An 11886-nucleotide genomic window follows, 5' to 3' on the forward strand; every position below is an offset into this window, starting at 1 on the left:
AGCCGCATGCGGATAGCCCTCTTCATCACCTGCGTCAACGACATCGCATACCCGGCCACCGGCATCGCGGTCACCCGCATCCTGCGGCGGCTCGGCCACACCGTCGACTTCCCCACCGGTCAGACCTGTTGCGGGCAGATGCACGCCAACACCGGGTACCGCGCCGAGGCGATGCCGATGGTGCGCAACTACGTCGACGTCTTCGACAGGTACGACGCCATCGTCGCGCCGTCCGGGTCGTGCACGGCGATGATCCGCGACCAGTACCCCCGCCTGCACCCGCCGGCCACGTCGGTGGCCGCCCGCACCTTCGAGCTGTCCGAGTTGCTCGTCGACGTCCTCGGCGTCACCGACGTCGGTGCCGAGTTCCCCGAAACTGTCACCTACCACCCCACCTGCCACGGCCTACGCATGCTGCGGCTCGGCGACCGGCCGCTGAAGCTGCTGCGCCAGGTGCGCGGGATCCGGCTGGTCGAGCTCGGTGACGCCGAGGAGTGCTGCGGCTTCGGCGGCACGTTCGCCCTGAAGAACCCGGCTGTCTCCGGCGCGATGCTCACCGACAAGTGCGCCCGGGTCCGCGAGACCGGAGCACGCGTGCTCGCCGCCGCCGACAACTCCTGCCTGGCGCACATCGGGGGCGGCCTCGACCGCCACCGGTCGGGGGTGCGGGCCATGCACTACGCCGAGATACTCGCTGCGACAGGGGCAACCTCATGAACCGTCCCGGCGTCGACCGGTCCGGCACCGGCGGGGCGGCCGCGCCCGCCACCGGAAGCGGGCGGATCCGCACGCCGCTGCCCTTCCCCACTGCCGCCAAGCCGGCCGTCGCCGACGCACAACTGCGGGCGAACCTGCACCGGGCCACCCGCACCATCCGCGCCAAGCGCGCCCGGGTCGTCGACGAGGTGCCCGACTGGGAGGCCCTGCGGGACGCCGGCTCCGCGATCAAGGCGGACGTCCAACGCCGGTTGCCGGAGCTGTTGGAGCAGTTCGAGGCGTCCGCCACCGCTGCCGGCGCCACCGTGCACTGGGCCCGCGACGCGGCCGAGGCCTGCCGGATCGTGGTCGCGTTGACCCGGGCCGCCGGTGCCGACGAGGTCGTGAAGGTCAAGTCGATGGCGACCCAGGAGATCGAGCTCAACGAGGCCCTGGAGGCGGCCGGGATCGCCGCGTACGAGACGGACCTCGCGGAGCTGATCGTGCAGCTCGGCGAGGACACCCCCTCGCACATCCTGGTGCCGGCCATCCACTACAACCGGGCGCAGATCCGGGAGATCTTCCAGCGTCGCATGCCCGACGCGCCGCCCGACCTGAGCGACGAACCGGCCGCGCTGGCCGAGGTGGCCCGCGCCCACCTGCGACGACGTTTCCTCTCGGCCCGGGTCGCCGTCTCCGGCGCGAACTTCGCCATCGCGGACACCGGCACGCTGGTGGTCGTGGAGTCCGAAGGCAACGGCCGCATGTGCCTCACCCTCCCGGAGACGCTGATCAGCGTCGTCGGCGTGGAGAAGCTGCTGCCGACCTTCACCGACCTGGAGGTCTTCCTGCAACTGCTGCCGCGATCCTCGACCGGCGAGCGGATGAACCCGTACACCTCGATGTGGACCGGCGTCACCCCGAATGACGGCCCGCAGGCCGTGCACGTCGTGCTGGTCGACAATGGCCGGTCCGCGGTGCTCGCCGACCCGGTCGGGCGGCCGGCGCTGTCCTGCATCCGCTGCTCGGCGTGCCTCAACGTCTGCCCGGTGTACGAACGGGCCGGCGGCCACGCGTACGGCTCGGTGTATCCGGGGCCGATCGGCGCGATCCTGTCGCCCCAGCTGACCGGCGTGGCCGACAACGCTTCCCTGCCGTACGCCTCGACCCTCTGCGGCGCCTGCTACGACGTGTGCCCAGTCAAAATCAACATCCCGGAGATCCTGGTCCACCTACGCCAGCAGGCACCGCATCCGGTGGCGGAGAAGGCCACCATGCGCGTCCTGGCGTGGGTCATGCGCAGCCCACGGCGATGGGCCACCGCCCTGCGCCTGGCCCGGGTCGGCGCGGGACCTCTCGGCGCGTACCGCGAACGGCGTAGCGGTGCTCGCACGCTGCGCCGGCTGCCCTGGCCTGCCTCGGCGTGGACCCGGTCGCGGGACCTACCGCTGCCCGCGCCACAGACCTTCCGGGAATGGTGGGAGAAGCAGTGACCGCACGCGACGAGATCCTGGCGCGGCTCCGGACGGCCCTGGCCGACAGCCCGCCGCCGGTGCACGTGCCCCGCCGATACCGCCGGGTCCACGATCGCCCCGACCTGGTCGAGGTCCTGATCGACCGCCTGGAGGACTACCGGGCGGTGGTCCACCGAGGCATCGACGCCCTCGCCGGACTACTGGCCGAGGTCGACCGGCTCGCCGTCCCCACCGACATCCCCGCCGACTGGCTGGCAGGCTACGCCGGGCAGGTGCGCCGCGACGCTCCCCCGCTGTCACCGGCCGAGCTTGACGTCGTGGACGCGGTCCTGACCGGCTGCGCCGTGGCGGTCGCCGACACGGGCACCATCATCCTCGACACCGGTCCGGCGCAGGGGCGGCGGGCGCTCACTCTGGTGCCCGACCGGCACATCTGCGTCGTCCGCACCGACCAGGTCGTCGGCCTGCTGCCGGAGGCGCTGGCCCGGCTGGACCCGCGCGCGCCACAGACCTGGATCTCGGGCCCGTCGGCGACCAGCGACATCGAACTCAACCGGGTGGAGGGGGTGCACGGCCCACGCCGGCTGGAAGTCGTCCTGGTCGGGCTCGACGATCCCCTGGGGCGCTGACGAGCCGGCGACGGCTCGACTGGACCTCAGGAACCTGGCGACACCTGCTCAACACTGCGAGCCTCGCCCACGGCCCGGCGTCGTCGCAGTGGCCGCGACGCCAGCAGCGCCCCGGTCGCGACCAGCAGTGCACCGCCAGCGACGGCGGCGATCCGGACGGCGGCACTGCGTCCCCTGCTGGTGCCGGTGCTGGCAGCGGCCGGTACGCCGGAAAGGATCCAGTCGTGGGACTCCGCGCCTGAGCCGTACACCGCGCGTTGCCCGTCCGGTCCGGTGGCCGCCGCACGGTAGGCAGGGTTGAGGTCGGTCAGCATCCGCACCGCGACAGTGGCCGTGTCGACCGGCCCGGGACAGGTGTAGTCGACGGTCACACCGGCCCTCGCCAAGGCTTTCGGCTGTTCGACCGCCCCGAGGCAGCGACGACTGCCGTCAGCCACCGTGATCTGCTTGAGCAGGTACGCGCTGAACTGCTCGGACGATGCGAGCGCCGCCGGGTCCGTCGTCCGGTAGTCGACCGCACCATCGAGCAGGACGCGGTCCGACGGGAGCAGGCCGAGCAAGACTCCGAGCAGCGTCAGGTCGTCGGGCCCGCCGACACGCCACCGCACCTGTACGGCCTCCGGCCGCTGATCGTCGCGCGCCGTGGACACGGTCTGCGGATCGCCGGACGGGTGCGCCGCCGCCGGAGCCAGCAGGGCCAGGACGGACGCGGCAACGGCGAACGCCGCCAACGGGAGAACCCTCACCGCGTCTCGTCGACGACGTCTGTGCAGGGACAAGAAGCGCTCCCGGATCGCAGCCACAGGATTCGTGTCCAACGTGCCGGACGCTCGGAAACGGGCAGGCCCGCGAGGGTGTTCGGCACCAGACCGCGACGTGAACAGTTGATCGTGTTCGAGCGATGGGCACGAACGGCATCTCTCAACCGGCGACGTCCACGACGACCTTGCCGTCGGCGGTGCCGCCAGCGACCAGGCCGTAAGCGTCCATGACCGTGTCGAGCGTGAACGGGCGCGGGTCCAGTCGTGGGCGCAGCGCACCAGAATCGGCCAGCGCCGCAATCTCGCGCAGAATGTGGCCCTGGTGTTCACGGCCGCGCTCGGTCAGCAGCGGCAGCAGGGTGAACACACCGGAATAGGTCGCCGCACGAAACGACAGCGGGGCGAGCGAGTGCGATCCCCAGCCCAGCGCGCTGACGACGTGCCCGTGATAGGTGCGCACCGCCGCGAACGACGCGTCGAGTGTCGAGCCGCCCACGTTGTCGGCGACGATGTCGAAGCCCTCGCCCCCGGTGTACCTCTCCACGTACTCCTCGACACTGGTCGAGGTGTAGTCGATCGGCACGGCACCGAGGCTCTCGATCACTCGCATGCTCGCCGGCCCGCCCGTGGCGTACGCCTCGGCGCCGCGCGCCTGGGCGAGTTGCACGCCCACGTGGCCGACGCCGCCGGCGCCGCCGTGCACGAGCACCTTCTGTCCGGCACGGATTCCGGCCCGGTCGACCAGGCCTTCCCACGAGGTGATCGCCGCCAGCGGCAGCACGGCGGCCTCCCGCATGGAGAGCGTCCGTGGCTTCCGGGCCAGCATCCGGGCGTCCACAGCGGCGTACTCGGCCAGAGAACCCTGCAGGTCGCCCACACCTCCGCAGAGCCCGTACACCTCGTCGCCCGGCTCGAAGCCGGCCACCTCCGGACCGACCGCCGTGACGACGCCGGCGAGGTCCAGGCCGAGCACCGCGGGCAACTGGATGCGCGCGTGCGCGGCCTTTCCTGCCTGGATCTTCGTGTCGAGCGGGTTGAGCCCGCTGGCGACGATCCGCACGAGCACCTGCCCCACCCCGGGGTTGGGTTGGTCGATCTCCTCGACGCTCAGCGGGACGTCGAATTCCCGCAGCACTGCAGCACGCATGGCTGTCCATACTCCCGGTAATCAAGGCGTTGCGAGAACGCCATGTCGGAACTGCAGCTTGGGCGGCGAGGGCTCAGACCACGGTCTGTTTGCTGTTCGGCAATCCGTCGACAATGGACTTCGACACGTTGATCGTGTCCGCGATGATCTCGTGGGGCGTGTTGGCCATCCACTGCATCACCGAGATGTCCTCGAAGCGGGGATGCCGGAACATCTCCAGGAACACCAGTGGCTCGTCGCCGGTGTTCTCGATGTAGTGCCCGTACGCGAAGGGGACGTACCCCACGTCGCCGGCCTGGAAGTCGAACGTCCGGGCGGCGGCCTGAGCCGCGAAGACGCCCATCCGCCCGGTGCCGGAGATGTAGTACTGCCACTCGTCGGTGGTCGGATGCCAGTGCAGCTCACGCATTCCTCCGGGCTCGACCTCGACGAGGGCGGCGGCGGTGGTCACGGACGCGGCGAAGTTGGTCGAGTCGGTGATCCGGACCGTTCCACCACGGAAACGCTGCGGCGTCTGGGCCGTCATCCGGTGCTTGAAGCTGCGCGGGATGTCACCGGTGGGACTGATCACCCGGTCCTGTTGCAGGGGCGGCGGGACGTCACCCTGGAAGATGTACTTCTCCCGCTCGGGAAGGTTCTCCATCTGTTCCATCGTCCAACCGAAGTTCTTCGCCAGAATGTGCCGCGGCGTGTGGGCGAAGAAGTCGCTGAGCAGGAACGTGTTGTTCTCCGAGAAGGCGCCGTCGTTGAAGACGAGCAGAAACTGGGCGCCGTCGGCCAGCGCCTGGATGTTGTGCGGCACGCCCTGCGGAAAGAACCACAGGTCGCCCTCCTTGACGTCCTCGGTGAAGTTGCGACCCTCGTGATCGACCGCGCTGATCCGGCAACTACCGCTGAGCATGTAGGCCCACTCGGACTGTTGATGCCAGTGAATCTCCCGGTACGCGCCCGGCTCCAAGCCGAACTGGACGCCGGCCATCTGGCTGGCGATCGGCAGATCGCGGGTGGTGACCTCCCGGGTCCAGCCGCCCTTCTCCACCCTGGTGTGGGCTTGCGAGAACGAGAACTTGAGGTTGGGGACCAGCCGGCTGTCCGTCGTCGGCGGCACCAACAGATCGGGGTTCTGCCGCTCGACCTCGACGTTGCGGCCCGCGAAGGGCGCACTGCCCTGGTCGCCGCGTCGCGGCTGGGGATCGCTGTTCGCCATGATCGCTGTGTCTCCTCACTCCGGTCGGATCGGGTTCGGCGAGGCAACGTTTCCGCCGCGCGGGCGTAGCCGGGAGGGCAGCCCCAGCAGGGCGCGTACCGCCGGCCAACCGTGCTGGACCGCGATCGCGGCGGGGACCGCCACCGCGGTCGCCACCAGCACCAGGCGGGTCCACGGCGGGGCGTGTCCGCCCGCCCCGGTGCTGGCGAGCACGACGAGGACCAGGAGTACGACCCGCAGCCGGCGGACACCGGGCAGGTTGGTCGAGTGGGCCATGCATTCGATGATCGGGGCCGAGGCGGCGTCGTCGCATCACGCGATCGCGCCATTACGAACGGTCAGATCCCGGACGGCGTGGGCCATTCACCGCAATCCCGCCGGTTCGTCGATCTGGTCGCCCGCCCGGGACGCCATGGCTAGGCTCGGTCGCAGGACGGCATTTCGACGCGCCGGGTAACCACCGGGGAGAACGCCATTGTCCGAATCATCCTTCATCGCCGGACCACTCCCAGCGGACGACACCGCCGGCGATGCTGAGCAACGACGGCACCGGCTGTTCGCCGTGGCGGATCAGCTCCGGTTTGCCGGGCGCGGGGCGGAGGCCCTGCGCGTCCTGGCGGCAGAAATCGCCGCGGATCGTAGCGGCGAGCGCCACCGGGCCGAGCTACTCGGTCGCCTGGCGCAGATCGCGGCACTGGAGCAGCCGTCGGTCGCCCTCGCCGGGCTGCGGGGGGCACTGCGCCAGAGACTGGATGCCCGGAGCCGAAGCACCCTGCTCGCCATGGTCGCCGCGATCGCGGCGCGTGCCGGCCATCCGGACGCGGATGCCCTGCTCCGTGACGCGGGCACCGCTCACGCGGCATCGGGTGACCATTCCTCCGCTCACCACCTGGCCCTGGGTCGGGCCGCCCGCTCGCTGTCGCACGGGGATCTACCGGGGGCCCACGCCGTGCTGGCAGCCCTCGACCCGGACCCCTGGGTGGCCCGGCGGGACGCCGCGTCCATCCGGGCCGAACGGGCCCTGGTGCAACTCGGCCTGGGCCGGCACGAAGACGCGCGGAGCGCGACCTGCCACGCGTCCGACGAGACGGCGTCGCCCGACACCCCGGCCGGCAGCAGGTTGACCGCCCTGGACTGCCTGCGCATGGTCGCGGTGGGCGAGTTGCCCGAGGCGGCCGCGCTGGCCGTCACGACGCTCGGCTCGGGTGCGGCGGACATCAGCCCGGAGGTGCGTGCCCTGCTGGTTGCGGTGATCGCCGAGGTCCGCTACCGCCGTGGCGACCACGACGCCGCGCGCGCCGTCCTGGGCGGGTGCCTCACGCAACAACAATGGCCCGACAGTACGGTGTGGACATCGGCGCTCTGTGTCGCAGTCCGCGACCCCGCCCTCAGCGAGCCGGCGAGCCTGCTCAACAGAGTCGTCGCCGACCTGCACCGGTCGGTCCGGGCACTCCTGCCCGTGCCCCAGTTCGGCCCTCGACTGGTGCGTGCGGCGGTGGCGGTGGGCGACGCTCGCGCCGCCCGTCGGGTCACCGAGCTGGTCGAGCTGGTGGCCACGCGCACCCCTGTCCCGCTCTGGCATGCGCTGGCCGCGCAGACCAGGGGTCTACTTGATCGTGACCCGGACGCACTGCGGTCGGCGGTCGACGGTCTGCGTACGACCGCCGCGTCGCCGGCGCTGGCCGACGCGTTGCTCGACCTCGCGAACGATGCCCGACTGCGGCCCACGGAGGCCCGGGACGCCGCACACGAGGCGGCAGCCCTCTATGCCCGGATCGGTGCCCCCGGCGACCAGTCGACAGCCGACCGGCGATGCGTCGAGCTCGCCACCACCGGGCACCGCCTACCCTCGGTCGACGAGCCGCTGCGCAGGGGCCTGCTCACGCTCACCCCCGCCGAGGAGCGGGTGGCCGAGATGCTCGCCGCCGGCGCCACGAAGAAGGAGGCGGCCGGAAGCCTCTTCGTCTCCTTCCACACCGTGGACACCCAGCTCCGATCGATCTACCACAAGCTGGGCATCCACAACCGGATGCAGTTGGTGCGGGCCTGGGACCGGTACCGGGCGACAACAGGCTGAGGACCTGGCCAGCCGACCTGATCCCGGCCGGCTCACCTCTCGCTGTCGAGCGTGGCCATCATCGCCGTCGCGTACCGCTCACCGGAGGCGGCACCGGCCGGCACGGCCTGCTCGATCTCGTCCAGCGCTTCCCGGTCGAGCACCAGGTCGACCGCGGCCAGCGACTCGGCCAGCCGTTCCCGCCGCCGCGCGCCGACCAGCGGCACGATCTGCTCGCCCTGGGCCGCCACCCAGGCGATCGCGATCTGGCTGGTGGTCGCCCCCAGCCGCTGCGCGACCCGGCCGAGCGCGTCCACGAGGCGCAGGTTCGCGGTCAGGTGCTCCCCCTGGAAGCGCGGGCTGTTCGCCCGGAAGTCCCCGCCGGTCAGCGCACGATCCGCCGACCAGTGCCCGCTCAGCAGACCTCGCGACAGCACCCCGTAGGCGGTCAGACCGATGCCCAGTTCCCGCAGCGCCGGCAGAATCGTGGCCTCGGGGCCACGGGACAGGAGCGAGTACTCGATCTGGACGTCACTGATCGGTGCCACCGCCGCCGCCCGACGGATGGTGTCCGCGCCGACCTCGGAGAGCCCGATGTGCCGGATGTAGCCGGCCTGCTGCATCTCGCGCAGTGCGCCGACGGTCTCCTCCACCGGCACCTGCGGGTTGAGCCGGGATGGCCGGTAGATGTCGATGTAGTCGGTGCCGAGCCGGCGCAGCGAGTACGCCAGCCGGTCCTTCACCGCCGCCGCCGACACGTCGTACGGTGCCGCCTGGAACCCGCCGTCCGGCGTCCGGCGCGCACCGAACTTCACGCTGACCACCACCTCCTCCCGGCGACGCTCCCGCAGCACCCGACCGATCAGCATCTCGTTGTGACCCGAGCCGTAGAAGTCGCCGGTGTCGACCAGGTTCACGCCGGCGTCGATGGCCGCGTGCAGCGTCGCGACGCTCTCGGCCTCGTCCGCCGGCCCGTACAGGTCCGACATGCCCATCGCGCCGAGCCCGATGATCGACACCTCTGGCCCGGTGGCACCCAACCGTCGCCGTCGTAGACCCGTCATGTCTCGTCTCCTTCGGTCGTCGCCGCGGTGGATCGCGGCTGCGGGAAGTCGCTGTGTACGCTGTGTCCATATAACCAGCATGAAGACACACTGTCCATATAACCGGAGGACCAGTGGCCCACCTCACGCCTGATGCCAACACCCCACCCCGCCGGGGTCGGGGCCGCCGGCCCGCCGATCAGGTACGGGCCGAGATCCTCACCGCCGCCGGCAACCTCCTGCTGGCGGAGGGCATGGCCGGCTTCACCATCGAGAAGGTCGCGGCCCACGCCGGGGCCAGCCGGATGACGATCTACAAGTGGTGGCCGTCCAAGGGCGCCCTCGCTCTGGACGGCTACTTCACCGTCGTCGCACCCACGCTGGCCTTCACCGACACCGCCGACATCGTCGCCGACCTCACCAACCAGATGGTCGCCTTCGTCCACCTTATGCGGGACACCTCGGCCGGGCGGGTCATCAGCCAACTCATCGCGCAGGCGCAGACCGACCCCGAACTGGCCGCCGCCTACCGGCAGCGTTACTCCGGCCCCCGGCGTGCCCTCGCCGTCGAAGCCCTCACCAGAGCCATGGCCCGCGGGCAGCTCCGCGCCGACATCGACCCCGAAACCGTCGTCGACCAGCTCTGGGGGGCCTGCTACCACCGGCTCCTCGTGCCCGACCTGCCGCTCACCGAGGATTTCGCCCGCACCCTGGTCGCCAACCTCATCCGCGGGCTGCGCTGACCGCCCAGACGGCACGTCAGGAGACCCCCGCACCAGAAACCGGGCCGCACCTACACATCACCAGGCTCGGGCAAGGTGACGAATACGGTGGTGCTGAGCCAACCGACCCGACGCCCTGCGTTGCCGAGGCTCACTCGGGAGGCTTGGCCCCCGACTGCTCGCTCACCATGTACCTCGCGTACCAGTCGGGCCAGTCGTCGTCCCGCTCGCCGGTGCGCTTCTCGTGCTCGCCGTGGGCGGCGGCCGCGCGCTTGAGTGCGCTCGCCAGGTCGCTCGCGGAGCCGAAGGACGTCAGGCCGCCCTCGATGCGCCCGGGAAGCCTGGCGGTGATTTCCTGCATCAGCCAGGTGTTGCCGTCCGGGTCGCGAAGCGTGGCCCGCGAGACGTAGCTGCGTCGCTCGGGGTCCAGCCCGTCGACCGGGCCGTCCGGGCTGACGTGGAAGATGTCGCCGACCTCGACGCCGGCCGATACCAGGGCGTTGCGGGTCGCCTCGATGTCGGACACGATCAGGTACGCCGTGGCCGAACCCGGTGCCGCCGAGGTGAGCCCTGGACCGAACTGCACGGAGCACCCGGAGCCGCGCGGCGTGAGCTGGACGATGCCGGGCGGTGTCTGGTCGAGCCGCCACCCGAGGCGTACGTAGAACGCCTTCGCGCGGTCGACATCCGACACCGGAATGACGATCACCTCGAGCTTCACGTCGATGCTCTTGATGCTCGACATGCCGCTCGCGTCGCCCTGGGCACTCCTCGGGCTCATCGCAGCCTCCCTCTCGATCGTCACGCTACTGCTTGCGTTTTCTGCCGGGTGTCGCCTTCCGGGCATCAGCCGGGCGACATCCTGGTGGCCCTGCGCACCCCGAGCAGGGCCACCAGGGCCAGCAGGATGACGGCGACGGAGTACTCGTCGGCGGTCCGGGGCAGGCCGCCGGCGTAGACCACGAGGAAGCCGGCGATCACCGTGGGGAGGCCGAAGCCGACGTAGCAGACGACGTAGAGCAGGGAGAGCACGCTGGAGCGTTCGTGCGCCTCGACCAGGGGCATGATCGTCTTGAGGCTGCCCTGGAAACCGGCTCCGAAGCCGACGCCACCGAGCGCGACGCCGACGAAGACGCCCGGAATGGACTCGGCCATGACCGATACCAACGTGACGGCCATGCCCAGGATGAGCGCGACGATCCCGGTCAGGATCACGGTCCGCGCGGCGGTGTTGCGCTGCAACAGAACAGCGATCGACCCGAAGAGGGCGAAGACGAAGAGGACCAGGCCGCCAACCACGATCGACGTGTTCATGAGGGAGCGCACGAGCGCCGGGCCGAGCGCGCCGAAGAAGCCGGCCAGCGCCCAGACCGCGAACAGCACCGGAACGACGACCAGGACCGGCTCGCGCACGGAGCGCGGCAGGGTGATGTCCGGCCGCAGGCTGCGTCGTGCTCCCGCCATCGGCGTGACCGTCTCCGGCATCAGCGCGATCCCGACGGCCTGGACCAGGAGGATCACGAGGAGGACGACGTACACCAGGCGGGTCGGCGCCGGCAGGAAGTCGATGAGCAGCGCCGAGAGCAGGGCGCCGCTCCCGGTTCCGATACCGGGAGCGATCGAGTTCGCGAGCGTGCCACGGGCGCGGTCGATGTCGAGCATGCCGGCCCCGACCGCGCCGGTGGCGGCGCCGAAAGCGAGCCCCTGGAGGAGGCGGGCGGCCAGCAGCGCGGGTACGCCGTTGGCGAAGACGAAAACGACAAGCGAGAGCATCTGCACCGCAATCGCGACGGCCAGGACCGGTCGCCGACCGACATGATCGGACAACTTGCCGAACGTGAGCAGCGAGCCCAGCACCGCGAGTGCGTAGACGGCGAACACCACCGTGGTCGTGACCGGCGAGAAGTGCCAGCGCTCCTGGTAGATCCCGTAGAGCGGGGTCGGGGCCGCCGACGCGGCCAGGAACGACACGAGAACAGACGCCAGCAGCACCAGGGAGACTCTCGGTGAGAGTCGGGCCCGCCCCGCGATAGGCATGTAGGTGCTCCTCGGGTGCGCTGACCCCGGTGGAACCCGGAGGCTCTGCTGGCCGCAGGGCTGCGGACGCGTACCCGGTGTGCGCCGTCGCATGCAGGACGCGCCGTCTCAGC

Annotated in this window: 12 protein-coding genes; 5 read left to right on the forward strand and 7 right to left on the reverse strand. The window is 71.0% G+C overall.

Going from position 1 to position 11886, the window contains the following annotated elements; all coding sequences use genetic code 11:
• Positions 1-6: 6 nt before the first annotated feature.
• The 3 genes from JOD64_RS02405 to JOD64_RS02415 are packed head-to-tail and all read left to right on the forward strand — an operon-like array spanning position 7 to position 2800.
• The gene (locus JOD64_RS02405) at positions 7-717 is read left to right on the forward strand and encodes a (Fe-S)-binding protein (protein WP_204940679.1); all 711 of its coding nucleotides are present in this window, start codon (positions 7-9) and stop codon (positions 715-717) included.
• The gene (locus JOD64_RS02410; protein WP_204940680.1) at positions 714-2189 is read left to right on the forward strand and encodes a LutB/LldF family L-lactate oxidation iron-sulfur protein; all 1476 of its coding nucleotides are present in this window, start codon (positions 714-716) and stop codon (positions 2187-2189) included. Before JOD64_RS02405 ends, JOD64_RS02410 begins: the two co-directional genes overlap by 4 nt.
• Positions 2186-2800 (forward strand): LutC/YkgG family protein, encoded by a 615-nt coding sequence (locus JOD64_RS02415; protein WP_307813179.1) that lies wholly within the window; start codon positions 2186-2188, stop codon positions 2798-2800. Before JOD64_RS02410 ends, JOD64_RS02415 begins: the two co-directional genes overlap by 4 nt.
• A 26-nt stretch (positions 2801-2826) precedes the next feature.
• On the opposite strand, the gene JOD64_RS02420 is transcribed toward JOD64_RS02415, so the two are convergent.
• The 4 genes from JOD64_RS02420 to JOD64_RS02435 form a co-directional block, all read right to left on the reverse strand.
• Positions 2827-3546 carry a hypothetical protein gene (locus JOD64_RS02420; protein ID WP_204940682.1) on the reverse strand — a complete coding sequence of 240 codons (720 nt, stop codon included), beginning with the start codon at positions 3544-3546 and terminating at the stop codon, positions 2827-2829.
• A 175-nt stretch (positions 3547-3721) separates the two neighbouring features.
• Positions 3722-4708, reverse strand: coding sequence for a zinc-dependent alcohol dehydrogenase family protein (locus JOD64_RS02425; protein WP_204940683.1), 987 nt, complete (start codon positions 4706-4708; stop codon positions 3722-3724).
• Positions 4709-4781: 73 nt separating this feature from the next.
• The gene (locus JOD64_RS02430) at positions 4782-5915 is read right to left on the reverse strand and encodes a cupin domain-containing protein (protein WP_204940684.1); all 1134 of its coding nucleotides are present in this window, start codon (positions 5913-5915) and stop codon (positions 4782-4784) included.
• A gap of 15 nt (positions 5916-5930) precedes the next feature.
• Positions 5931-6191: a hypothetical protein gene (locus JOD64_RS02435; protein ID WP_204940685.1), complete on the reverse strand. Its 261-nt coding sequence runs from the start codon at positions 6189-6191 to the stop codon at positions 5931-5933.
• A 199-nt stretch (positions 6192-6390) separates the two neighbouring features.
• Here JOD64_RS02435 and JOD64_RS02440 point away from each other — a divergent pair, with 199 nt between their 5' ends.
• Complete coding sequence (locus tag JOD64_RS02440; RefSeq protein WP_204940686.1) at positions 6391-7992, forward strand: helix-turn-helix transcriptional regulator; 1602 nt, start codon at positions 6391-6393, stop codon at positions 7990-7992.
• A gap of 32 nt (positions 7993-8024) precedes the next feature.
• Here the strand turns inward: JOD64_RS02440 and JOD64_RS02445 are convergent, their stop codons facing one another.
• Positions 8025-9035 carry an aldo/keto reductase gene (locus JOD64_RS02445; RefSeq protein ID WP_204940687.1) on the reverse strand — a complete coding sequence of 337 codons (1011 nt, stop codon included), beginning with the start codon at positions 9033-9035 and terminating at the stop codon, positions 8025-8027.
• A gap of 113 nt (positions 9036-9148) precedes the next feature.
• Here JOD64_RS02445 and JOD64_RS33685 point away from each other — a divergent pair, with 113 nt between their 5' ends.
• Positions 9149-9757 carry a TetR/AcrR family transcriptional regulator gene (locus JOD64_RS33685; protein ID WP_204940688.1) on the forward strand — a complete coding sequence of 203 codons (609 nt, stop codon included), beginning with the start codon at positions 9149-9151 and terminating at the stop codon, positions 9755-9757.
• Positions 9758-9887: 130 nt separating this feature from the next.
• Here the strand turns inward: JOD64_RS33685 and JOD64_RS02455 are convergent, their stop codons facing one another.
• Positions 9888-10517 (reverse strand): VOC family protein, encoded by a 630-nt coding sequence (locus tag JOD64_RS02455; protein ID WP_204940689.1) that lies wholly within the window; start codon positions 10515-10517, stop codon positions 9888-9890.
• A 65-nt stretch (positions 10518-10582) separates the two neighbouring features.
• Entirely contained in the window at positions 10583-11773 is a 1191-nt protein-coding gene (locus tag JOD64_RS02460) for an MFS transporter (RefSeq protein ID WP_204940690.1), read from the reverse strand.
• Positions 11774-11886 lie beyond the last annotated feature (113 nt).

It is taken from the genome of Micromonospora luteifusca (genome assembly GCF_016907275.1).
GTDB lineage: Bacteria > Actinomycetota > Actinomycetes > Mycobacteriales > Micromonosporaceae > Micromonospora > Micromonospora luteifusca.